The organism is Methylobacterium sp. CB376, assembly GCF_029714205.1.
Classification (GTDB): Bacteria; Pseudomonadota; Alphaproteobacteria; order Rhizobiales; family Beijerinckiaceae; genus Methylobacterium.
In genome coordinates this window covers 5,562,006-5,585,339 of record NZ_CP121648.1, presented here as the reverse complement: position 1 = coordinate 5,585,339, position 23,334 = coordinate 5,562,006, and the positions used below count along the sequence as shown (strand labels likewise).

Genomic DNA, 23,334 nt, shown 5'->3' with positions numbered 1-23,334 from the left:
CCAGAGAGCGACACGCGATGAACGCACCCGTCCTCCCGCCCTACGACGTCGCGGCGATCCGGGCCGAATTCCCGATCCTGTCGCGGACGGTCTACGGCAAGCCCCTCGTCTACCTCGACAACGCCGCCTCGGCCCAGAAGCCGCGGGTGGTGATCGAGGCCATGACCCGCACGATGGAGACGGCCTACGCCAACGTCCATCGCGGCCTGCACTTCATGGCGAACGCCGCCACCGAGGGCTACGAGGGCGCCCGCGAGACCGCGCGGCTGTTCCTCAACGCCCGCTCGACGGACGAGATCATCTTCACCCGCAACGCCACCGAGGCCTACAACCTCGTCGCCTCGTCGATGGGCTGGGCCGGCCTGATCGGGGAGGGGGACGAGATCATCCTGTCGATCATGGAGCACCATTCCAACATCGTGCCCTGGCACTTCCTGCGCGAGCGCCGGGGCGCGGTGATCAAGTGGGCGCCCGTCGACGACGAGGGCAACTTCCTGGTCGAGGCCTTCGAGAAGCTGTTCACGCCGCGCACCCGCATGGTGGCCATCACCCACATGTCGAACGTGCTCGGCACGATCACCCCCGCCAAGGAGATCGTGCGCATCGCGCACGCGCACGGCGTGCCGGTGCTCCTCGACGGCGCCCAGAGCGCCGTGCACCAGAGCATCGACGTGCAGGATCTCGGCTGCGACTTCTTCGTCTTCACCGGCCACAAGGTCTACGGGCCGACCGGCATCGGCGTGCTCTACGGCAAGAAGGAGTGGCTGGAGCGCCTGCCCCCCTACCAGGGCGGCGGCGAGATGATCCAGACCGTCACCGAGGACGCCATCACCTACAACGAGCCGCCGCACCGCTTCGAGGCCGGCACCCCGGCGATCGTCGAGGCGGTCGGCCTCGGGGCCGCCCTCGAATTCATGATGAATCTCGGCCGCGAGAGGATCGCCGCGCACGAGGCCGCCCTCTCGGCCTACGCGCATCAGCGCCTCTCGGAGATGAACGCGCTGCGCATCATCGGGCGGGCGCGGTCCAAGGGCGCGGTGATCTCCTTCGAGATGAAGGGCGCGCACGCCCACGACATCGCCACGGTGATCGACCGCCAGGGCGTGGCGGTGCGGGCCGGCACCCATTGCGCGATGCCGCTGCTCAGTCGTTTCGGCACCACATCGACCTGTCGCGCCTCGTTCGGACTGTATAATACGCGGGACGAGGTCGACGCGCTGGTCGCGGCGCTCGCCAAGGCCGAGATGATGTTCGCGTAGGGACCCCGATGACCGACACCGCGCCAGAGACCGGCTCCGCCCTGCCGCCGGACGAGCTCGACCGGCTCACCGACGGCATCGTGGCCGCCCTCAAGACCGTCTACGACCCGGAGATCCCGGCCGACATCTACGAGCTCGGCCTGATCTACAAGGTCGACATCAGCGACGACCGCCACGTGGCGATCGACATGACGCTCACCGCCCCGGGCTGCCCGGTCGCGGGCGAGATGCCGGGCTGGGTGGAGAACGCCGTCGCGGCCGTGCCGGGCGTGCAGGGCTGCACCGTCACCATGGTGTTCGACCCGCCCTGGGACCAGAGCCGGATGTCCGACGAGGCCCGCGTCGCCCTCGACATGTGGTAGCGGCCGGTCGCGGCGACCCGCCCGGTCGCGGCGACTCGCCTGGCCGCCGGCGCCGGCGTAGGATCCGGGCGCGGCCGGCCGCCGGCCGCGCCGGAACGACGCGCGGCGGGTCCGCCACCGCCGCCAGCGAGGGGCTGACGTGTCGGATCTGCTCGCGCCCGAGGCTGCGCCGGAGGCCCCTTTCGCCCTGATATGGACCGCGCTCGGCGCCTCGCCCCTGCCGTCGCTGCTGCTGGGCCGCGACGGGGCGATCCGCCGGGCGAACGCGGCCGCCGCCCGCGCCCTCGGCGAGGAGCCGGAGGCCCTCGCCGGGCAGGCCCTCGCGGCCCTCGGCGCCGACGCGGAGAATGCGGGCGCCCTGCGGGCGCTCCTGCGCGGCGACGCGGCCGCGAGCGCGGACCTGCTCCTGCGCCGCCGCGACGGGTGCAGCTTCTGGGCCTCGCTCCACCTCTCGCCCATCGACGGCGCGCCGGACCTGCGCCTCGTCCAGTGGCTCGACGTCTCCCGCCGCCGCGACCTCGAATCCGCCCTCGCCCAGGCGCAGCGGCGCGAGGCCCTGGGCCAGCTCACCAACGGCGTCGCCCACGAGTTCAACAACCTGCTGCAGATCCTGGTCGGCTACGTCGACGGCCTGAAGCGCCGCCTCGGCGAGCACCCGGACCCCTTCGTGCAGCGCGCGCTCACCCGGGCCACCGACGCGGCCGAGCGCGCCTCGGCCCTGACCCGCCACCTCCTCGCCTTCTCGCGCAAGCACCGGCCGGAGCCGCGCGCGACCGACCTCAACGCCCTCCTGCGCGGCTGCGAGCCCCGCGCCCGCGCGATCCTGGGCGAGGGCGTCGCGCTCACCCTCGCCCTCGACGAGGCGCTGTGGCCGGCCTGCCTCGACCCGGTCCAGACCGAGTTCATCCTCGCGGTCGTGCTCACCAACGCCCGCGAGGCGATGCCGGAGGGCGGCCGCGTCACCCTGACCACCGCCAACCACGGCGGCGAGGGCGTCGCGGCGGACGGCACCCTCGGCCGCCACGTGGTGCTGACCATCGCCGATACGGGCAGCGGCATGCCCCCCGAGGTGCTGGCCCGCGCCCTCGAACCCTTCTTCACCACCCGCGAGCCCGGCCGCGGCACCGGGCTCGCCATCCTCCACGCGCTGATGAAGCGCCAGGGCGGCGCGGTCGGGCTGCGCAGCACCCTCGGCGAGGGCACGATTCTGCGCCTCAGCTTCCCGGCCGCCGATCCGCCCCGCCCGCCCCGTCCCGGGGCCGCGGCCTGACGAAGAACACGTCCGGGTTAATCCGGGGGGCGAAAAAAATTTCGTCCTGGCGGAACTGCCCGCCCTCGCAGATGGTGCGCATCTCGGACCACCCTAGACGCTGGGTGGGGCGCCCCGCGCCCTCCCTTTTACTGCGAAGCGACGCTCCCCATATCCTGCGAGGGCGATCCTCGCCCGAGTAGACTGCGTGAGGCGAATTGAACCGATGATGACCACCTTCTCCCGCGGCCGCCGGACGGCGGCGGCCCTCGGTCTCGCGGCCCTGATGGCCGTGGCGTCGACGGCCGGCGAGGCGCGTCCAGGCGGCTCGTCGGGCTCCGGGATGGGCTCGCGCGGCTCGCGCACCTACTCGGCGCCGGCCCCGACCACCACGGCTCCCGGCATGTCCGGCCCGATCCAGCGCTCGCAGACGGCCCCCGGCCCGACCATGAACAATCCCGGCTACGCGCCGCAGCCGGCCCGGCCGCGCTTCGGCGGCGGCTTCTTCGCCGGCCTTCTCGGCGCGGGCCTGCTCGGCGCGCTCCTCGGCAGCGGCTTCTTCGGCGGCATCGGCGGCTTCGGCTCCTTCCTGGGCTTCCTGCTCCAGGTCGGCCTGCTGGTCGGCCTCGTGATGCTGGCGGTGCGCTTCTTCCGGCGGCGCCAGGCCGAGCCGGCCATGGCCGGCGGCTACGCCCGCTCCGGCCCGCCTCCGGGCCCGAACCCGATGACGGGCCTCGGCGGGGGCGGCGCGCGCCCGGCCGGGCCGCCGCAGCGCGATCAGGTCGGCATCAGCCCGGCCGATTTCGAGGCCTTCGAGCGCTCCCTGACCCAGATCCAGCTCGCCTACGGCGCCGAGGATGTGGGGACGCTCCGCCGCCTCGCGACGCCCGAGATGGCCGGCTACTTCACCGAGGAGCTGCAGGCCAACGCCGCCCGCGGCGTGATCAACCGCATCGCCGACGTGAAGCTCCTGCAGGGCGACCTGTCGGAGGCGTGGCGCGAGGGCCCGACCGACTACGCCACGGTGGCCATGCGCTACGCCCTGCGCGACGTGACCGTGGAGCGCGGCTCGGGCCGCGTCGTCGCCAACGGCGATCCGGAGGCGGTCGAGATCTGGACCTTCCGCCGCGACCGCGGCGGGCCCTGGCTGCTCTCGGCGATCCAGCAGACCCGCTGACCGGCGCGCGGGGGCCCGCAGGCCCCCGCCCTCGCCGTTCGGGGCATCCTCCGCTCCCGCGACCGGCCTCGTCCGCGCTGTTCGCGACGCCGATCCGGCTCGTCGCGGTCCTGCCGCCGACCCGCGCCTTCTTGACGGCCGAGGCTCCGCCGGCGGGCCGCCCTCGCCGACGGGCGCTCACGGCGGCGCGAGCGCCCGCGCCATCGCCACGAAGCCCGCCACCGGCACCTCCTCGGCCCGGGCCGTCTCGGGGATGCCGGCGGCGGCGAGGAGCGGGCCGGGATCCGGCGTCGCGGCCCGCAGGCTCTGGCGCAGCATCTTGCGGCGCTGGCCGAAGGCCGCGCCCGTCACCGCCTCCAGCGCCCGCACCCGGCAGGGCAGGGGCGCGGCGCGCGGCACCAGCCGCACCACGCTCGACGTCACCTTCGGGGGCGGCACGAAGGCGGAGGGCGGGACGTCGAACAGGATGCGCGCCTGCGTCCGCCAGCCGCACAGGACCCCGAGCCGCCCGTAATTCGCCCGGTCGCGCTCGTCGGCCACGATGCGCTCGGCCACCTCGCGCTGGAACATCAGGGTCAGCGAGTCGAACCAGGGCGGCCACGCCTCCGCGGCGAGCCAGCCGGTCAGCAGCGCCGTGCCGACATTGTAGGGCAGGTTCGCCACGATCCGCGCCGGCCCCGCGCCGACGAGCGGGCGCGGGTCGAAGGCGAGCGCGTCCGCCTGGACCACGGTGAGCCGGCCCGGGTAATGCGCGGCGATCTCGGCCAGGGCCGGCAGCGCCCGCTCGTCGCGCTCGATCGCGACCACCCGGGCCGCGCCCTCGGCGAGGAGCGCGCGGGTGAGCCCGCCCGGTCCCGGGCCGACCTCCACCACGGTCACGCCCGCGAGCGGCCCGGCCGCGCGCGCGATCCGGCCCGTCAGGTTGAGGTCGAACAGGAAGTTCTGGCCGAGCGCCTTGCGGGGCATCAGGTCGTGCGCCCGCACGACCTCCCGCAGGGGAGGCAGCCCGTCCGCGCTCACCGCGTCCGCACTCATCCCGTCCGCGCTCACGCGGCCGGGCGGCCGGCCGCCGCCAGGCGCCCGGCGAGGCGCAGCGCCGCGATCAGGCTGGCGGGCTCGGCGATGCCGCGCGCGGCGATGTCGAAGGCCGTGCCATGGTCCGGCGAGGTGCGCAGGAAGGGCAGGCCGAGCGTCACGTTCACCCCCTCGTCGAAGGCCAGCGTCTTGATCGGGATCAGCGCCTGGTCGTGGGTCGGGGCGAGGGCGACGTCGTAGCCGGCCCGCGCCCGGGCGTGGAACAGCGTGTCGGCGGGGAGCGGGCCGCGGATCTCGATCCCCTCGGCGCGCAGCCGCGCCACCGCCGGGGCGAGCACGTCCCTGTCCTCGTGGCCGATGCCGCCCTCCTCGCCCGCGTGCGGGTTGAGGCCGGCCAGGACCAGCCGCGGCCGCGCGAGGCCGAACCGCGCCCGCAGATCCCGGTCGACGATGCGGGCCGTCTCGACGACGAGGTCCTCGGTCAGCAGCTCCAGCACCTGCCGCAGGGGCACGTGGATCGTCACCGGCACCACCGCCAGCAGCTCCGACCACAGCAGCATCACGGGCCGCGGCGCGACGCCGTCGGGCCCCGCCGCGAGGGCGGCGAGGTACTCCGTGTGGCCGGGATGGCGGAACCCCGCCGCGTAGAGCACGTGCTTGGCGATCGGGTTCGTGACCAGGGCCGCCGCCCGGCCCTCGCGCACCAGCCGCACCGCCGCCTCGATCGAGGCCAGGGTCGCGGGCGCCGTCGCCGGGTCGGGGCGGCCGGGCTCGGCCCGCACCCGCTCGCCCAGCGGCCAGACCGGGAGCGCCCGGGAAAAGGCGGCGGCGGCCTCCTCGGGCGCGGCGGCCGCGACCGGCACGGCGAGGCCCAGGCGCGCGGCCCGCTCCGCCATGAAGTCCGGGTCGCCGATCAGCACGAAGGGCGCCAGCCCCGCCGCCTCGCGGGAGGCCCAGGCCTTGAGCGCGATCTCCGGGCCGATGCCCGCCGGGTCGCCCTGGGTCAGGGCGAGGATCTGGCGCATGGCGCGTCTCCTGCCGGCCGGGCCGTCACCGCACCGTCGTCGTGGCGATCCCGTCCGTGGTCGTGCTGGAATTCAGGTTCTGGCGCAGGTTCGCCTCGCCGAGCGTGCGCAGCTCAAGGCGCAGCAGCACGGTCTGGTTCCGCTCGCGCAGGCCCACCGCCGTCTCGATCGGCGAGGTATAGTAGCTCAGCGACACGGTCGTGCACTCGTCCCGGTAGCCGAACCCGAATTGCGCCGACGAGACGTAGAACTTGTTACCCTTGGCGTAGACCGGCGGCGTGCCGACCGGGTTGAGCAGGTAGGCCTCGAGCGAGGCGGCGTACTGGTCGCGCACTTCGAGGTAGTGCGAGAGGTCGAGGAGCAGCGAGCCGGTGATGAACCAGTTCGGCGTGATGCTGTAGGTGGCCGCGGCCTGGATGCCCTCGCGCCGGTAATCGTAGCCGAGCGCCGGCTGGGCGGCGTAGCGGGCGTAGAGCAGCGAGGTGTCGAGGGGCAGGAAGGGCGACAGCTTGGCGAAGATGCCGGTCTCCAGCCGCTTGAGCGCGAAGGTGTCGTTGTCGAAGCGCGCCCGGGTGATGAAGCTGATGTTCTGGTTCGGCGAGACCTGGAGCCGGGACACGAAGTCCGAGCCCTGGGTCTCCAGCCCCGAATTCAGCCCGACATTGGCGATGTCGCCGCGCCGGAAGGAGTTCACGCCCGCCACCGCGATCGATTCGCCGAACATGGCGTTGAGGTGGAAGCCCGTCCGGGTGGTGATGGCGTACTCGGCGCCCAGATTGGCGCGCACGCCGCCCTCGACGCGGTCGTAGCCCGAGAACTTGTCCCACTGGAACAGGGAGGTGTCGTCGAAGACGAGGCTCTGGGCGTCCTCGTTCGGCAGCCGCCCGATATGCGTCTCGCTCGGCCGCGCGATCACCTGGGCGATCGGCGTCACCGTGTGCACCCCGAGCCCGCCCAGATCGGCCACGAACGGGTAGCGGTATTCCAGCCCGACCGCCGGCGTCACCCGGCCGGAGAAGTCGACGTCGGGCGAGAACAGGTTGGTGATCTGGCTGTTCTGGTACGACCTCGTGTTCGGGTCGACGTAGAAGGCGTCGGTGCGCAGGTACGCGAAGGGCTGCCAGACCTGCCCGAACTCGTCGATGAATTCCCGTCGCCAGGAGACCTGGGTGGAGAGGCGGGTGTCGGTGCCGGCGAGGCCGCGCACCACGCACTGGCCGCGCTCGAAGACCGTGCAGGTCGGGTAGAGCGGGTAGGAGATCCCGTAGAGGCTCGGCGACAGCAGGTAGGACCGGGTGCGCGGCACCTCCTGGTACTGGGTCGCGTCGCGCGTCAGGTTCTGGAAGTTCATCTGCACGCGCACCTCGCCGCCGAGCGGGTCGGGGCCGTTGACGCGCTTGTCGTAGTCGATCACCGGGGCGACGATCGGCTGCTGCTTCTGCCAGTCGTAGGTCGACAGGCCCTTGAAGTAGTAGGCCCGCGCCTCGAACCAGGAGCGGTCGCCCTGGCCGATCAGGTAGGCGGTGGAGACCGCCTCGCGGAAATAGTCGGTGGAGATGGCCTGGTTGCGGATGCGGTAATTGTCGAGGAACCACTTGTCGGTGACGCCGACCACGTCCCAGCCCGCGCGCCATTGCGGGCTCAGGTAGAACTGGCCCGCCGATTCGATCGAGCCGCGGAATTCCCGGTCGCCCGGCCCGAGCGGCGAGGCGAGGAAGACGCTCGGCGTCGACTGGAAGATGCCGCTGAGCCGCAGGTTGTAGAAGCCGTTGGCGAGGCGCTGGCGCCACTCCAGCTGGCCGAGCACGCCCTGCTTGGTCGAGAAGGTCGGCGTGACCGTCAGGTCGTAGTCGGGCGCGATGTTCCAGAAGAACGGCGTGCCGATGCCGTAGCCGAACACGCTCGAATTCACGAAGTGGGGCGTGAGGAAGCCGGTCTCGCGCCGCACCGTCGGGTCCGAGGTGTAGAAGTAGGGCAGGTACGCGACCGGGATGCCGCCGATCTCGATCGAGGCATCCTCGTAGTAGATGCGCCGCTCCTGATTGTTGTGGATGATCCGCGCGGCCTTGACCTGCCAGAGGGGCGGGCGCTCGGGATGGTCCTTGCAGGGCTCGCAGGCCGTGTAGGTGCCGCGTTCGAAGGTGGTGGTCTCGCCGTCGACCCGCTCGGCCCGCGGGGCCGAGAACCGCACCCGCGCCACCCGCCCGCGCGGCGAGATCGTCTGCTGCAGGCGCAGGGAGTCGATGAAGCCGTTGCGGAAATCGTCCGTCAGCTCCATCCGGTCGCCGGTGACGACGGCGCCGGTCTCGTCGGTGAGCCGGACGTTGCCCTCGGCGAAGACCCGGCCGCTGTCGCGGTCGTAGCGCACCCGGTCGGCCAGCAGCGTGCGGGCGCCGTAATGCAGCTCGGCATTGCCGACCGCCGAGACCGTGTTGCGGTCGTTGTCGTAGACGAGTTCCTGCGCCTCCACGAGGAGGCGCTGCTGGTTCGCGCTCTTGGAGGCGCCCGCGTTGATGCGGTCGTTGAGGGTGGGCTGGGCGCGCGCCGCGTCCGGCAGCCCCGCCGCCAGGGCGAGGGCCGGCAGCGTCGCCAGCACCGGGGAGGCCACCCGGAGGGCGCTCCTACGCACGACTCGACCCATCCCCGCACCCGTTGCCGTCGCGTCGCCCGTCCGAGGGGAAGGCATCAGCCATCCTCCTGGTACAGAAGCGCGAGCGTACCGAGCAGACTCCCTACCACGGCCGGGAACCACGCCGCCACGGGGGCCGCGACGATCCCCGAGGCGCCGAGGCCCTCCATGACCTGCCGGGCGACGTAGAGCGCGAAGCCCGCCGCCACACCCGCCAGCGCCATCCTGCCGATGCCACCAAAGCGGAAGAATCTTAATGAAACGGAGGCGGCCACCAGCACCATCGCGACGAACAGCATCGGCCGGGCGAGGAGCACCGCCCGCTGCAGACGATAGCGCGCGGCGTCGAGCCCGGCCCGCTCGCTGCGCGCGATCGTCTCGCTCAGTTGCCAGAAAGGCACGGAATCCGGGGGCGTGACGCGCTGGCGGACCTGGCTCGGGGCGAGGTTCGAGGCGACCAGGTAGGTGTCGTAGCTCTCGGGCCCCGAATCCTGAGTGAGGACGCGCGCGTCCTGCAGCTCCCAGTAGCCGTCGTGCAGGGTGGCCCGGCGGGCCTCGATCTGCTGGCCGAAGGCGCCCTGCGCGTCGAAGGTGAAGATCGTGACGCCCGCGAGCGAGGTCGTGCCCTCGATGGCGGTGCTCGCCCGCACGATCGCCTGCCCGTCGACGCTGCGCTGGCGGATCCAGAGGTCGTTGCTCAGGCCCCCCTTGGTGGAGCGGGCGAAGATCCGGGCCTCGACCTGCGTCGAGCGCTGCTTGAGGGAGGCCGCCAGGGGGTTGTAGGCCCCGACCATCAGGGCCCCGATCCCCACCGCGACGAGCACGCCCGGCTGCAGGAACTGCCAGGCCGAGATGCCGGCGGCCCGCGCCACCACCAGTTCGAGCTTGCGGCTGAGCTGGAGCAGCGCCCCCATCGCGCCGAACAGGATCGCGAAGGGCATGATCTGCTCGGCGACCGCGGGCGTGCGCAGCAGGGAGAGATGCGCGACCGTGAGCGCGCTCGCCCCGGGCGCCTCGCCGGCGCGCCGCATCAGCTCGACGAAGTCGAGGGTGTAGACGAGGGCGAAGACCGTCAGGAACACCCCGGCGATCATGCGCAGGAAGCGGGCCGCGATGTAGCGGCCGAGGGTGGCGCCGATCAGCATGGCGGCCTCAGCCGTGGCTCGGCCGCAGCCGCGGCAGCCCGGCCCCGACGTGGCGCAGCCGCAGCGCCAGGGCCGCGTTGAAGGCCCGCACCCGGTTGCCGTGGAAGGCCACGAGCAGCGCCGCGAGGCCGGCGAGGAGGGGCACCGCGTAGAGGGCGGCGGCGGCCCCGGGGCTGCGCACGGCCGCGCTCGCCGCCGCGAAGCCCGCGATCCGCAGCGCCACCACCGCCGCCACCGCCGCGGCGATGGCGAGCCCCCGCCCCTGGCGGGTGGTGCGCGGGTCGCCGAGCGCCGCGAAGGCGATCAGCGCCATCGCCAGCGGGTAGAGCCAGCTGGTGAGCCGGTCGTGCAGCTCGGCCCGGAACCGCCCCTTCACCAGCTTGTAGTAGTGCTCGTTCGGGTCGGGGAACAGCAGCTGCGCCGTCGAGCGCTCCCGCGGCTTGTAGACCGTGTCCGTGTCGGGCGGCGTGAAGGCCGCGAGGTCGACCGCGTAGCGCGCGAAGCTGATGATCGAGGCGTCGCGGCTGTTCTGCTGCTGGCGGTGGATGCTGCCCTTCTCCAGGACGAGGTAGGTCTGCCCGTCGAGGTCGAGGGCCTGCCCGCGCTCGGCCAGGTAGGTCACGCTGCGCCCGGCCTCCCGGCGGTCCTGCATGAAGATGCCGAGCAGCACGCCGCCCGGCGCGCTCTCGCGGAAGTGGAAGGTGATGCCGTTGTCGAGGCTGGTGAACTGCCCCTCCTGCACGACGTTGGCGATGAAGTCGCCGCGCACCCGGGTGAGGAGGTCGCGCAGCTCCTGGAAGCTCGACGGCAGCACCTGGATGGTCAGGAAGCCGAGCGCCGCGCTCACGATCAGCGCCAGGGTCAGGAAGGGGCGCAGGAGCTGGCGCGGCGACATCCCGGCCGCGCTCATCACGATCAGCTCGGAATCGCCGTTGAGGCGGTTGAGCGCGTGCACCACCGCCATGAACAGGGCGACGGGCGCCACGACCGTGAGGAGCGCCGGGATCGACAGGCCGGTGATCAGGAAGAAGATCAGCACGGTCTGGCCCTTGGCGGTCACGAGGTCGAGCTCGCGCAAGGCCTGCGTCACCCAGATCACGCCGGTGAGGCCCGCCAGGCAGGCCAGGAAGGCGCCGAGGGCGATGCGGAAGATGTATCGCTCGATCTGCTTCATCGGCTCGGTGCGGTCGGGCCCCCTTCCGCGGCTCCTGCGTTAAGCCGGGGGGCTTCCCCGCACAAGCGCTTTCGATGGAAGCACCCGGAACGCGGCCTTTTGCGGGCGCTCCTGTGTCCGGCGTGCCTCGGCATGCCGGGCGCGGCGAATGCGCGGCCGGGCGACGCGCGGGCGGCGCGTTGCCTTCCGGCGCGGGCCTTGGCTACACAGGGGCTTTCCGGCGCCTCCGGGTTTCCCAAGGGATTGAAAGCAGCGTCATGGCGGACGGCATCAGCATCGCGTTCGAGTCCTTCGGATCGGCCAGGGCCGAGCAGGGCAGCGACCTCGTCGTGTTCGTCGGCGAGGATCTCGCCCTCTCCGCCCGCGCCGCGGAGGTGGCGGGCGCCGGGGCCGGCGACATCCTGGCGCGGGCGGCGGCCGTCGAGCGCTTCAAGGGCAAGGCGAACAGCGCCATCGCGGTGACCGCGCCGGCAGGGCTGCGGGCGGACCGGCTGGTCGTGGTCGGGCTCGGGCCCGAGGCGGAGCGGGCCAAGCTCGACTGGGCCGCGCTGGGCGGCGTCGTGGCCGGCAAGGTCGGCGGGCGGCAGGCCGTCGTGGTCCTCGACTGGGCCGGCGGGGCCCCGACCCCCGAGGCGGCGGCGGACTTCTCCCTCGGCCTGCGCCTGCGGGCCTACAAGTTCGACCGCTACAAGAGCAAGAAGGGCGAGGGCGAGGAGGCCGGCGGGGCCAAGGTCACGGTGCTGACGGCCGAGCCCGGCGCGCTCAAGAAGCTCCTGCGCGCCGCCGAGGCGGTGGCGGACGGGGTGATCCTCGCCCGCGAACTCGTCAACGAGCCGCCGAACGTCCTCGACCCGGAGGAGTTCGCCCGGCGCACCGAGCCGCTGGCGAAGCTCGGAATCGCCGTCGAGGTCCTCGACGAGAAGGCGATGCGCCGGATCGGCATGCGCGCGCTCCTCGCGGTGGCGCAGGGCTCGGGCAAGGAGGCGCGCACCGTCATCATGCGCTGGAACGGCGCCGAGGATCCCTCGGAGCCGCCGGTCGCCTTCATCGGCAAGGGCGTGTGCTTCGATTCCGGCGGCATCTCCATCAAGGGGAGCGGCGGCATGGAGGACATGAAGGGCGACATGGCCGGCGCCGCCTGCGTGGTCGGGCTGATGCAGGCCCTCGCCGCCCGCAAGGCCAAGGTCAACGCGCTCGGCGCCATCGGCATCGTCGAGAACATGCCCGACGGCAAGGCCCAGCGCCCGGGCGACATCGTCACCTCGCTCTCCGGCCAGACGATCGAGATCATCAACACCGACGCGGAGGGCCGCCTCGTCCTGGCGGACGTGATCACCTACGTCCAGCAGGAGGCCAAGCCGAAGTTCATGATCGACCTCGCGACGCTGACCGGCGCCATCCTGGTCGCGCTCGGCCAGGAATACGCCGGGATGTTCAGCACCAGCGACGAACTCGCGGCGCGGCTGTCGGCGGCCGGCGAGGCGACGGGCGAGAAGGTCTGGCGCATGCCGCTCGCTCCGGGCTTCGACAAGCTGATCGACTCGAAATTCGCCGACATGAAGAATACCGGCGGGCGCCACGGCGGCTCGGCGACGGCGGCGCAGTTCATCAAGCGCTTCGTGAACGACGTGCCCTGGGTGCATCTCGACATCGCCGGGGTCGGCATGAACGCGCCGTCGAGCGAGATCAGCCGCTCCTGGGGGTCGGGCTGGGGCGTGCGCCTCCTCGACCGCCTGGTGCGCGACCACTACGAGGATTGAGCTCCGCCCCGGCGGGCGCGGCCCGCCGGACCGGGACGGCGATCAGGCCCGCTCGGCCGCCACGCGCGGCCGCGGCGCGACGAGTTCGTGCCGGCGGGACCACGTCAGGCCGGCGAGCAGGACGAGGAGCACGAGCGCGGGGAGGGCCATCGGCAGCGGGTCGCCCGCCCGCAGGTGGCTCCCGACCGCGCCCGCCATGATCGCCGCGAGCAGGAAAGCGCCGAGGGCCGTCGCGCCCCGGATCCAGAGCAGCGCCGCTCCGGCGAGCTGCGCCGCGCCGACCGCGTACATGAACCAGAGCGGGTAGCCGAAGCGCAGGAAGCCCGACACCTCGAACGGGACCGCGGCGAATTTCATTCCGGCCGCGAGCACGAAGACGGCCGTGATCAGGCCCCGCAGCACCAAGCTCCCCGTCCGCATCCCGCGTCGTGTGGCGTTCATCGCGATCTCCCTCCGGGGCCAGTGGCGGCCCGGGCGGGGAGGCCTAGGGCGCGCGCGTTGCGGCGGGATGTCGTGCCGTGTTGCGTCGCGGGCGGCCGCCGGGCTGGACCGGCGCCCCGCGCGCGGCGACGATGGCGGGCCCGCGCCGTCCCGCCCGCCGCCTGGAGGCCCATGGCCGCTCCCGGAGACCACCCCGCCGCCGCCACGCTGAGCCGCCTCGACCTGAAGACGCTCCGGCTCTTCGCCGCCATCTGCGAGGAGGGCACCCTCAACGGCGCCGCGCGCCGCGCCGCCATCGCCCCCTCGGCGGTCAGCAAGCGCCTCGCCGAGCTGGAACACGCCCTCGGCTGCGCGCTGCTCACCCGCGAGCCGCGGGGCATGCGGCCGACCCCGGCCGGCGAGACGCTGCTGCACCACACCCGCCGCATGCTGGCGAGCGCGGACCGGATCGCCCTCGAACTCGCCGAGCACGCCAAGGGCGTGCGCGGCATCGTCCGGATGCTCGCGAACCTCTCGGCGATCGTGCAGTTCCTGCCCGAGGATTTGCGCGCCTTCCTGGCCGCGCAGGGCGCCATCCGCATCGACCTCGAGGAGCGCCCCAGCACCGGCGTGGTGCGCGGCGTGGCCGAGGGCGCGGCCGAGATCGGGATCTGCTCGGCCAGCGTGCCGGCCCAGGGCCTCGCCACCCACCTCTACCGCCGCGACCGGCTGGTGGTGGTGATGCGGGCCGGGCATCCCCTGGCGGACAGGGCCGAGCTCGCCTTCGCGGAGACGCTCGACCACGACTTCGTCGGCCTGCACGCGGCGAGTTCGATCCACGACAGCGTGCGGGCCGAGGCGCAGCGCGTCGGCCGCCCGCTCAGGCTGCGGGTGCACGTCCCCGGTTTCGACGCGGTCTGCCGCATGGTCCAGGCCGATATGGGCCTCGCGGTGGTGCCGGAGCGCGTCGTCGGCCTGTTCGGCGCCGCGATGCAGCTCGTCGCCGTCCCGCTCTCCGATGCCTGGGCGCGGCGCGAGCTGCGGCTGGTGACGCGGCCCGGCCGGCTCTCGCCGGCCGCCACCCTGCTGCGCGACCACCTCGCGGCCTCCGCCTCATGAGGCGGCGTTCTCCAGCGTGACGGAGGATCCGGCCGCCGAGACCGTGCGGAACGGAGGGCCGGAGAGCGGGATCCTACGCCCTGCAGGGCGAGCGAGGTCGTCTCGCCGGCGACGCGACGCGAGCGTCCGGGCGCGCCCTCAGGCGGCCCGGCGGGCGCGCCCTCAGGCGGCCCGGAAGGCGGCGAGGAAGCTCTGGACCTGCCCGCGCAGGGTCTCGGTCTGCGCCGCGAGCTCGGAGGAGGCGTCCAGCACTTGGCCCGCCGCGCCCCCCGTATGGGCGGCGGCGTCCGAGACCTCCCGGATCGTCGCCGTCACCTCGCTGGTCCGGCCGGAGGCGCAGGTCACCGCCCCGAGGATCTCGCCGGTCGCCGCGTGCTGCTGGCGCATCGTGCCGGACACCGCCTGCGTCGTCTCGTTGAGGGAGCCGATCGTCTGGGCGATGCGGCCGATCGCCTCGACGGCCCGTCCGGTGGAGGTCTGGATCCACACCACCTGCTCGCCGATCTCCGTCGTGGCGCGGGAGGTCTGGGCCGCCAGCGCCTTCACCTCGGCGGCGACCACCGCGAAACCCTTGCCGACCTCGCCGGCCCGGGCCGCCTCGATCGTCGCGTTGAGCGCGAGCAGGTTCGTCTGCTGCGCGATGCCGGAGACGAGCCCGATCACCTCCCCGATCTTGTTCGCGGCGTTCGAGAGGTCCGCGACGATGGCGCCGGCCTGGGTCGCCTCCGTCGCCGCCCCCCGCGCCATGCTCTCGGTGCGCTCGACCTGGCGGGCGATCTCGCTCACGGAGGATGCGAGCTCCTCGGCGGCGCCCGAGACCGTGACGACGTTCTGGGCGGCCTCGCCGGCGGCCTGCGCCACCGCGGCGGATTGCCGGGCCGTGCCCCCCGCCGTGGCGGTCAGCTGCCCGGCCGTGGCCTGCAGCTCCGTCGCGGCCGCCGAGACGCGGCAGAGCACGGCCTCCACCGACGCGTCGAAGCGCTTGACGAGGTCGTCGATCACGGCGGTCCGCCGCTCGCGGTCGGCGAGCCCCTCGGCCTGCGCGCCGCGCAGCGCCTCGGCCTCGATCAGCTGGTCGCGGAAGACCTGGAGCGAGCGGGCCATCGCGCCGATCTCGTCGGGGCGCTCCGTCGACGGGATCTCGGTGCGAAGGCGGCCGCCGGCGAGGTCGTGCATCGTTCCGGTGATGGCCCGGATCGGCCCCACGAGGTGGCGCGTGACGCGCCGCGCGACCAGGCCGCCGGCGGCGGCCACCGCGGCGAGGACGGTGACCAGCGTGAGCATCGCCGCGCGCCGCGCCGCGATGAAGTCGGAGATGTCGAGCGCCATCTCGATCGTGCCGATCGCCTGTCCGGCATAGTTGCGCAGGGGGCCCGCCATCACGGCGACCGGACGCCCGTCGAGGGTCGCCTCCCGCCAGTGCATCCCGGTCCCCATCGCGGCGGCGTGGCCCTGCGGATCGAGGAGCGTCCTGCCCGGGAAGGTGGCGGCGAGCGTCGTGACCGCAGCGTCCCTCACGAGGTGCATGGCGAGGTTCACCCCGTACTGCCCCTTCATCTCGGCGAGGAAGGGCTCGCCCAAGGGAAGGCCGACATCCGCCGCGCCCCGCAGGGCGCCGGCCTCGCGGACCGGGGCGACCGCGAAGATCGCGATGGTCTCGCGGCCGGGCTCGACGCCGCTCACAGGGCGCATCGCCGCGACCGCGTCCCGCACGGTGCCGCGGCGCGCCAGGACCGAGTCGCCGAACGTGCCGGGCGCGTGGTAGCGCAGGAAGGCCGTCCCGTCGGCCCGGTGGATCGTGATGAAGGACAGGTTCAGGCCCGCGCTCAGAGGCTCGAACAGGAGCCGGTAGCGCTCCAGCAGGCCTGTCCGATCGTCGCGGCGCAGCGCCTCCGCGACCGCGGGGTCGTGCGCGAGGGTCAGGGCGACGCCGAGGGCGCGCTGCGTGCGGTCGGCCATCGCGGCCGTGACGGACTTGTAGCGCTCGGCCAGGGCCGCGGCCACGGCGAGGTCGGTGGCGTCCCGCTGCTGCCGGTACGCCGCGGCACCGATGACCGCCACCGCCGCGAGCGAGCAGGCCAGCAGGGCCGCGGTCAAGCGGCCGCCGATCGACAGTCTCCCCAGGAATCGTCGAACCATCATGGTCGCTGCTCTGCTCTGTGTTCCGCGTCGGGGGATTTCGGCTGCCGGGGAGGCCCCGGACCGCAGGTTGGGAATTATTTCAAAAAGTCGACGGTTCGGATTGTTCAGTGACGAACCTTGCGTCATCAGGCCCGGCCATCAGACGTGACGAGTCCTAAGATAGCGTTATCTTGGCAGTCTGGTTATGGGCGCCGGTCTCTCCTGGGTGAGAGTTCCGGGGTCCATGTTGCGTCGCAGCAAAGACCGTCGCGCCGCGTGGCATCATAGAGAAGCCGTGCCTGAGACCTGCTTCGTCACGCCGCGGCAAGGCCATCGCGGCGCATGATCCGGCCCCGTGACAGGTGGATATCGGGCGATCTCGGTCGAATTGCCTGATCTCCGGCACTGCCCAGGCGGAGCATCGTGCCGGCAGCGCGGCGCGGCCGCGGAGCATCATTCGCCGAAGGGGTCACCGGTTCGGCGGCGAGCACGATGCGGGAACGCGACTCCCGAGCAGAAGCCCGGCGGGCCGCTCCGCCCGCTCCGAGGAGGCTCACGGTCGCGGCCCGGGGCCGGTCCCGCGCCGCCGCGCGGCCCCCGCCGGAGGACGTCCGCGTTCTCGAATCGCGAACGGTCATTGGCGAGATGCGGTTGGATCCGCGACCGCCTTCTCCGTTACGTCTTCGGCAACAGGGAAAGATGGAGGAAAGGCCATGAGCGGTCCCCTCGCGGGCATTCGCGTGCTGGAACTCGGCCAGCTGATCGCCGCGCCCTTCGCCACGCGGCTGATGGCGGAGTTCGGCGCCGAGGTGATCAAGGTCGAGCCGCCGGGACAGGGCGACCCCCTGCGCAAGTGGCGCAAGATGCACGAGGGCACCTCGCTCTGGTGGTACCTGCAGTCGCGCAACAAGAAGTCGATCGCCGTCAACCTGAAGTCGCCCGAGGGGCTCGAGATCGTCCGCGACCTCGCCCGCGGCGCCGACGTGGTGGTGGAGAATTTCCGGCCCGGCGGCCTGGAGAAGCTCGGCCTCGGCTGGGACGTGCTCTCGGCCCTCAACCCGAACCTGGTGATGGTGCGCATCTCGGGCTACGGCCAGACCGGCCCCTACCGCGACCGCCCGGGCTTCGGCGCCATCGGCGAGTCGATGGGCGGGATCCGCTTCACCACCGGCAGCCCGGACGCCCCGCCGGCCCGGGTCGGGGTCAGCATCGGCGACACGCTCGCCTCGCTGCACGGGGTGATCGGCGCCCTGATGGCGCTGTTGCGGGTGAAGACCGGCCAGGGCGGCGGCCAAGTGATCGACGTGTCGCTCGTCGAGAGCGTGTTCAACGTGATGGAGAGCCTCGTGCCCGAGTACGACCTCCTCGGCGAGGTCCGCACGCGGACGGGCGGCGCGCTGCCCGGCATCACGCCCTCCAACACCTACCCGACCCGGGACGGCGGCTACGTCGTCATCGCGGGCAACAGCGACCCGATCTTCCGCCGGCTGATGGCGGCGATCGGCCGGCCCGACCTCGCCGAGGCCCCGGCGCTCGCCAGCAACGACGGCCGCTCGCGCCAGGCCGGGATGCTCGACGACGCCATCGCGGACTGGACGCGGGCGCGCAGCGTCGAGGAGGCGCTGGCGGCGCTCGACGCGGCCGACGTGCCGGCCGGCCGCATCTACTCGGTGGCCGACATCGTCGCCGACCCGCACTACCAGGCCCGCGACATGATCCTGCAGGCCGAGCTGCCCGGCGGCGCCCGGGTGAAGATGCCGGGCATCGTGCCCAAGCTCTCCGAGACCCCCGGCACGGTGCGCTGGCAGGGGCCGGCGCTCGGCGCCCACACCGACGCGGTGCTGACCGAACTCGGCCTCGACGCCGAGCGCATCGCCCGCCTGCGCGACGCGGGAGCGGTGGCATGAGCGACGCCATGATCGTCCAGGAGGTCGCGACCCGCGACGGCTTCCAGATCGAGCCCACCTTCGTGCCGACCCCGGAGAAGATCCGGCTGATCGACGCGCTCTCGGCCTGCGGCTTCAGCCGGATCGAGGTCTCCTCCTTCGTCTCGCCGAAGGCGGTGCCGGCCCTCGCCGACGCGGCCGAAATCTTCTCCGGCATCCGGCGCCGCCCCGGCACCACCTACGTGGCCCTGGTGCCGAATCCGCGGGGCGCCGAGCGCGCCCTGGCGGCGGGCGCCGACGAGATCAATCTCGTCGCCTCGGCGAGCGAGACCCACAACCGCGCCAATATGGGCATGACTCCCGAGGCCTCGATCGCCGGCTTCGCGCGGATCATGGAGACGGTGCGGGGCGCGCCCGTCAGCGTCAACGCCACGGTGGCGACCGCCTTCGGCTGCCCCTTCGAGGGCGCGCAGCCCGAGGACAAGGTGCTGGCTCAGGTCGAGCGCTACCGCGCGCTCGGCGTCGACGGGGTGACCCTCGCCGACACGACCGGCATGGCCAATCCCCGGCAGGTGGCCCGGCTCGTCGCCCGCGCCCTCGCGCTGGTCGGGCCGGAGCGGCTGACGCTGCACTTCCACAACACCCGCGGCTCCGGGCTCGCCAACGTGCTCGCCGCCTACGAGGCCGGGGCCCGCCGCTTCGACGCCGCCCTGGGCGGCCTCGGCGGCTGCCCCTTCGCCCCGGGGGCGACCGGCAACATCTGCACCGAGGACCTGGTGAGCATGGCCCACGAGATGGGCGTGCCCACCGGCCTCGACCTCCCGGCCCTGATCGCCCTGTCGCGGGACCTGCCGCGGCTCGTCGGGCACGACGTTCCGGGCCAGGTCGCCAAGGCCGGCCGGCCCTGCGACCTCCACCCGAGCCCGCGCGGCGCTTGAGCGAAGCCCAGATCCGCCATCCCGAAGGGATCAAGCGGATTTGGAATGACCCGCGCGGGAAGCCGCCCGTCCGAAGGCGGCCCCGCGCTCCCCCCCATGCGCGACGACGCGGCCCCTCACGGGCGCGTGCGCCCATCCAAACCAGGAGGAAACGATGGCCATCGCCACCGCCGGCCCGCTCGCCGGAATCGATGAGGTCACGGAGCGGAGCGTCGTCCGCAAGGTCGCGTGGCGGCTGATGCCGCTCATCATGATCTGCTACATGGTCGCTTTCTTCGACCGCATCAACATCAGCTTCGCCAAGTTCCAGCTGCAGAGCGACCTCGGCTTCAGCAACGTGGCGTACGGTCTCGGCGCCAGCATGTTCGTGGTCGGCTACGTCATCTTCGAGGTGCCCTCGAACCTGATGCTCTACCGGGTGGGGGCGCGGCGCTGGATCGCCCGCATCATGATCTCCTGGGGCATCGCCACCGCGCTGATGATCTTCATCCGCGCGGAATGGCACTTCTACGCCCTGCGCTTCGTGATCGGCGCGATGGAGGCGGGTTTCGCCCCGGGCATCCTGTACTACCTCACCCTGTGGTTCCCGGCCTCGCATCGCGGCCGCATCACCTCCTTCATGTTCGTGGCCTCGGCCTTCTCGGGGATCTTCGGGGCGCCGCTGGCCGGCCTGATCCTCGGCGGCCTCGACGGTGCCCTCGGGCTCACCGGGTGGCAGTGGCTCTTCCTGGCCGGCGGCCTGCCCTGCCTCCTCCTCGGCGCGCTGGTCCTGACCCGCCTCGAGGACCGGGTCTCGGACGCGCGCTGGCTCTCGGCGCGCGAGAAGGACCTGCTCGCCTCGCGCATCGCCCACCACAACCGCGACATCGGCGACCACTCGCTCTGGGGCGCGATCCGGCAGCCGGGCTTCCTGCTCATCGCCTTCGTGTACTTCCTGCTGCAGGTGGGCTCCTACGGCCTGAACTTCTGGGGGCCGGACCTGATCAAGACCGCGAGCGGCGGCGCGGCGGCCTCGGTCGGCCTGCTGACGGCGATCCCCTACATCTGCGGCGCGATCAGCATGGTGGTGGTCGGGCGCCTGTCCGACGCCTCGGGCGAGCGGCCGAAATTCGTGGCGGCCCTCGCCGTCGCGGCGGCGCTCGGCTTCTTCGCCGCCGGCCTGTTCGACCGCCAGATCGTGCCGCTGATGCTGGCGCTCGCCCTGCTCGGCTCGGGCATCATCGCCTCGATCCCGGCCTTCTGGACGCTGCCGGCGAAGCTCACCACCGGGGTCGGCGCGGCGGGCGGCATCGCGCTCATCAACACGCTGGGCCAGTTCGGCGGCATCGTCAGCCCGGTGATGGTCGGCTGGGTCAAGGACCTGACCGGCTCGACCACGCCGGCCCTCTACGGCATCGGCGCGCTCTGCCTGCTCGCCGCCATCCTGCTGCTCACCGCGATGCCGGAGAGCCTGCGCCGGAGCGACCGGGCCGCCTGATCCGGGATCCGCTTGATCGAAGCGGATCCCGGATCACGAGCCCGCGCGGCGCCTGAGCGAAGCCCAAATCCGCCATCCCGAAGGGATCAAGCGGATTTGGTACGAGTCCTCCGGCCCCCGCCCCGCATCCTTCGCCGCGGACCGCGAGTTGGTGCGGCCGGGGCGACGACCAGCGGGCGGGATTCGAGGCCGGAGCATGCTGAGCTTCACGAGTGGCGGGACGCGGATCGCGGTGGAGTGGTTCGCGGCGGGGGGCGGGCCGGCCGCCCCGGCCCTCCTCCTCCTGCACGGGGCGGACGGGCTCAGCTTCGCGGAGGGCTACCGGTTGGCGGCCCGCACCTTCGCGGCCGCGGGCTACCCGGTCGGCTTCGTGCACTACCTCGACCGCACCGGCGACCGCCGGGTCGCCTATTCCCGGCTCCGGCAGGATTTCCCGCTCTGGGCCGGGACGGTGCGCGACGCGGTCGGCTGGCTCGCGCGCCAGCCCGGCGTGGACGCGCAGCGGATCGGCCTCGTGGGGGTCTCGCTCGGCGCGGCCCTGGCCTTCGAGACGGCCGCCTCCCTGGCCGGGATCAGGGCGATCGTCGATTATTTCGGGCCCCTGCCCGAGGGGCTCGCGGCGCGCCGGCCGCGCCTGCCGCCGACCCTGATCCTGCACGGGGCGCGCGATCCGATCGTGCCGGTCGCGCAGGCCCACGCGATCGCCCGCCTGCTGGCGGAGCAGGGCACCCCCCACGAGATCCGGATCTATCCCGACCAGGGGCACGCCCTGGTCGGGGCCGCGCAGTTCGACGCCGCGGCGCGGGTGCAGCGCTTCCTGCAGCGGCACCTCAGCGGGGCGTGAGGGGGCTCCGGAGGCGCCGCGCCGCGCTGGCCTGCGCGCGGGAGATGCGGCAGAGGAGGCGCGGGGGAGGAGCCGCCATGGAGCAGCGGGACCGGGACGGGCCGTCGGGATGGCCGCGCTGGCGCCTCAGCCGGGGAGGGGTGATCCTGTCCGACGAGCGGCCGCCGCTGGGCCAGATGCTCGTGCTCGCCCTCCAGCACGTCGTCGCGATGTTCGGCTCGACGGCCCTCGCGCCGCTGCTGATGGGATTCGATCCCAACCTCGCCATCCTGTTCTCCGGCATCGCCACGCTCCTGTTCTTCGTCGTGGTCGGCGGCCGGGTGCCGAGCTATCTGGGCTCCAGCTTCGCCTTCATCGCCGTGGTGATCGCCGCGACCGGCTACGGCGGCAGCGGCCCCAACCCGAACCTCCCGGTGGCGCTCGGGGGCATCGTGGCGGCCGGGGCGCTCTACGCTCTCATCGGCGGCGTCGTCATGGTCGCGGGCCATGCCTGGATCGGCCGGCTGATGCCCCCGGCGGTGACCGGCGCGATCGTCGGGGCGATCGGCCTCAACCTCGCGCCGATCGGCGTGAAGGGCATCTCGGGCTCCGGGCTCGCGGTGGGGGTGGGGCTCTTCACGGTGGCGGCGGTGGGGCTCGCCGCCTCGCTGCCGGGCGCCGCCCGGCGGCTGCCCCTGCTGATCGGGGCCCTCGCCGCCACGCTCCTGTATGCCGGCCTCGCGAACGGTCTCGGCCTCGCCCCGCCCCTCGACCTCGCGCGGGTGGCCGAGGCGCCCTGGTTCGGCTGGCCGCGTTTCGCCGCGCCGGTCTTCGAGCCGGCGGCGATCGCGCTGATCGCCCCGGTCGCCCTGGTGCTGGTCGCGGAGAATCTCGGCCACGTGAAGGCCATCGCGGCGATGACCGGCCGCGACCTCGACCCCTATCTGGGCCGGGCCTTCCTCGGCGACGGCCTCGCCACGATGCTGTCGGGGGCCTTCGGCGGCACGGGCGTGACCACCTACGCGGAGAACATGGGCGTGATGGCGGTCACGCGCATCTACTCCACCCTGGTCTTCGCCACCGCCGGCCTCGTCGCCATCCTGTTCGGGCTCTCGCCGAAATTCGGCGCCGCGATCCTGCTGATCCCCGGCCCGGTGATCGGCGGCCTGGCGGTGGTGGTGTTCGGCCTGATCGCCGCCACGGCGGGGCGCATCTTCGTGGAGAACCGGGTCGATTTCTCGCGCACCCGGACCCTGCTCACCGTCGGCACCGCCCTGGTGCTCGGGGCCGGCGACTTCACGGTGAGCCTCGGTCAGTTCCGGCTCGGCGGCATCGGCACGGCGACCGCCGCCTCGATCCTGCTCTACCACCTCCTGCGGGACGAGCCGGATTGAGCCCGACCGCCGGGCCGGCCGCCCCGCCGGGCCCGGCAGCAATCCGCGTGCCACCTGTCCCGGCCGGCGCCGCGCAGGCACCGGCCCGGCGCCCCGGCCCGCCCCCTCCGTGCCGTAATGGCGCAGCGTCAATCGCCTTGAGCGCAACCTTTCTCAGGGCAGACCGGGCCACGGGATCGGTCCTGTTCGCTCAGAGGCCCCGCCCGCGCCCGGGACGACCGCAATCCTTGGCGCGCGGCCGCGGATCACGCGCGCGCATTACGATCGCGGCGGGCCTGAGGTCCGATTTTAACCATACCTGTTCTTGAGAGAAGCGCGCCTGACGGCCGGGTGGAACTCGC

Annotated in this window: 18 protein-coding genes; 11 read left to right on the top strand and 7 right to left on the bottom strand. The window is 73.2% G+C overall.

Going from position 1 to position 23,334, the window contains the following annotated elements:
- Positions 1-17: 17 nt before the first annotated feature.
- The 4 genes from QA634_RS25675 (at position 18) to QA634_RS25660 (ending at position 4,047) form a co-directional block, all read left to right on the top strand.
- On the top strand, positions 18-1,259 hold the full coding sequence (locus tag QA634_RS25675) for a cysteine desulfurase (protein WP_012334818.1): 1,242 nt from the start codon (positions 18-20) through the stop codon (positions 1,257-1,259).
- Positions 1,260-1,267: 8 nt separating this feature from the next.
- Positions 1,268-1,621: an SUF system Fe-S cluster assembly protein gene (locus QA634_RS25670; protein WP_012334817.1), complete on the top strand. Its 354-nt coding sequence runs from the start codon at positions 1,268-1,270 to the stop codon at positions 1,619-1,621.
- A gap of 139 nt (positions 1,622-1,760) precedes the next feature.
- Positions 1,761-2,891, top strand: a complete 1,131-nt coding sequence (locus tag QA634_RS25665) for an ATP-binding protein (protein WP_012334816.1) — start codon at positions 1,761-1,763, stop codon at positions 2,889-2,891.
- A gap of 205 nt (positions 2,892-3,096) precedes the next feature.
- Positions 3,097-4,047, top strand: a complete 951-nt coding sequence (locus tag QA634_RS25660; protein WP_012334815.1) for a TIM44-like domain-containing protein — start codon at positions 3,097-3,099, stop codon at positions 4,045-4,047.
- Positions 4,048-4,224: 177 nt separating this feature from the next.
- Here QA634_RS25660 and rsmA read toward each other — a convergent pair whose 3' ends face one another.
- The 5 genes from rsmA to lptF are packed head-to-tail and all read right to left on the bottom strand — an operon-like array spanning position 4,225 to position 11,055.
- Positions 4,225-5,082 (bottom strand): 16S rRNA (adenine(1518)-N(6)/adenine(1519)-N(6))-dimethyltransferase RsmA, encoded by an 858-nt coding sequence (gene rsmA, locus QA634_RS25655; RefSeq protein WP_012334814.1) that lies wholly within the window; start codon positions 5,080-5,082, stop codon positions 4,225-4,227.
- Between the two features lie 11 nt (positions 5,083-5,093).
- Positions 5,094-6,107 (bottom strand): 4-hydroxythreonine-4-phosphate dehydrogenase PdxA, encoded by a 1,014-nt coding sequence (gene pdxA / locus QA634_RS25650; protein WP_012334813.1) that lies wholly within the window; start codon positions 6,105-6,107, stop codon positions 5,094-5,096.
- Between the two features lie 25 nt (positions 6,108-6,132).
- Positions 6,133-8,748 (bottom strand): LPS-assembly protein LptD, encoded by a 2,616-nt coding sequence (locus tag QA634_RS25645; protein ID WP_043701601.1) that lies wholly within the window; start codon positions 8,746-8,748, stop codon positions 6,133-6,135.
- Between the two features lie 44 nt (positions 8,749-8,792).
- On the bottom strand, positions 8,793-9,881 hold the full coding sequence (gene lptG / locus QA634_RS25640; protein WP_012334811.1) for an LPS export ABC transporter permease LptG: 1,089 nt from the start codon (positions 9,879-9,881) through the stop codon (positions 8,793-8,795).
- 7 nt (positions 9,882-9,888) lie between these two features.
- Positions 9,889-11,055 carry an LPS export ABC transporter permease LptF gene (lptF, locus tag QA634_RS25635; RefSeq protein ID WP_012334810.1) on the bottom strand — a complete coding sequence of 389 codons (1,167 nt, stop codon included), beginning with the start codon at positions 11,053-11,055 and terminating at the stop codon, positions 9,889-9,891.
- 257 nt (positions 11,056-11,312) lie between these two features.
- Here lptF and QA634_RS25630 point away from each other — a divergent pair, with 257 nt between their 5' ends.
- Positions 11,313-12,815: a leucyl aminopeptidase gene (locus QA634_RS25630; protein ID WP_012334809.1), complete on the top strand. Its 1,503-nt coding sequence runs from the start codon at positions 11,313-11,315 to the stop codon at positions 12,813-12,815.
- A gap of 42 nt (positions 12,816-12,857) precedes the next feature.
- Here the strand turns inward: QA634_RS25630 and QA634_RS25625 are convergent, their stop codons facing one another.
- Positions 12,858-13,256 carry a DoxX family protein gene (locus tag QA634_RS25625; protein WP_012334808.1) on the bottom strand — a complete coding sequence of 133 codons (399 nt, stop codon included), beginning with the start codon at positions 13,254-13,256 and terminating at the stop codon, positions 12,858-12,860.
- 171 nt (positions 13,257-13,427) lie between these two features.
- Here QA634_RS25625 and QA634_RS25620 point away from each other — a divergent pair, with 171 nt between their 5' ends.
- Complete coding sequence (locus tag QA634_RS25620; protein ID WP_012334807.1) at positions 13,428-14,354, top strand: LysR family transcriptional regulator; 927 nt, start codon at positions 13,428-13,430, stop codon at positions 14,352-14,354.
- A 162-nt stretch (positions 14,355-14,516) separates the two neighbouring features.
- On the opposite strand, the gene QA634_RS25615 is transcribed toward QA634_RS25620, so the two are convergent.
- Positions 14,517-16,496: a methyl-accepting chemotaxis protein gene (locus QA634_RS25615; RefSeq protein WP_012334806.1), complete on the bottom strand. Its 1,980-nt coding sequence runs from the start codon at positions 16,494-16,496 to the stop codon at positions 14,517-14,519.
- 692 nt (positions 16,497-17,188) lie between these two features.
- On the opposite strand from QA634_RS25615, the gene QA634_RS25610 reads away from it, so the two are divergent.
- The 5 genes from QA634_RS25610 to QA634_RS25590 all read left to right on the top strand — a co-directional run bounded on the left by QA634_RS25610 (position 17,189) and on the right by QA634_RS25590 (position 22,993).
- Positions 17,189-18,382, top strand: coding sequence for a CaiB/BaiF CoA transferase family protein (locus QA634_RS25610; RefSeq protein ID WP_012334805.1), 1,194 nt, complete (start codon positions 17,189-17,191; stop codon positions 18,380-18,382).
- Positions 18,379-19,299, top strand: a complete 921-nt coding sequence (locus QA634_RS25605; protein WP_012334804.1) for a hydroxymethylglutaryl-CoA lyase — start codon at positions 18,379-18,381, stop codon at positions 19,297-19,299. Before QA634_RS25610 ends, QA634_RS25605 begins: the two co-directional genes overlap by 4 nt.
- Before the next feature lie 154 nt (positions 19,300-19,453).
- Positions 19,454-20,776 carry an MFS transporter gene (locus tag QA634_RS25600; protein ID WP_012334803.1) on the top strand — a complete coding sequence of 441 codons (1,323 nt, stop codon included), beginning with the start codon at positions 19,454-19,456 and terminating at the stop codon, positions 20,774-20,776.
- A gap of 196 nt (positions 20,777-20,972) precedes the next feature.
- Positions 20,973-21,620 carry a dienelactone hydrolase family protein gene (locus QA634_RS25595; protein WP_012334802.1) on the top strand — a complete coding sequence of 216 codons (648 nt, stop codon included), beginning with the start codon at positions 20,973-20,975 and terminating at the stop codon, positions 21,618-21,620.
- Positions 21,621-21,697: 77 nt separating this feature from the next.
- A complete protein-coding gene (locus QA634_RS25590) occupies positions 21,698-22,993 on the top strand; it encodes a solute carrier family 23 protein (protein ID WP_012334801.1) in 1,296 nt (431 codons plus the stop codon).
- Positions 22,994-23,334 lie beyond the last annotated feature (341 nt).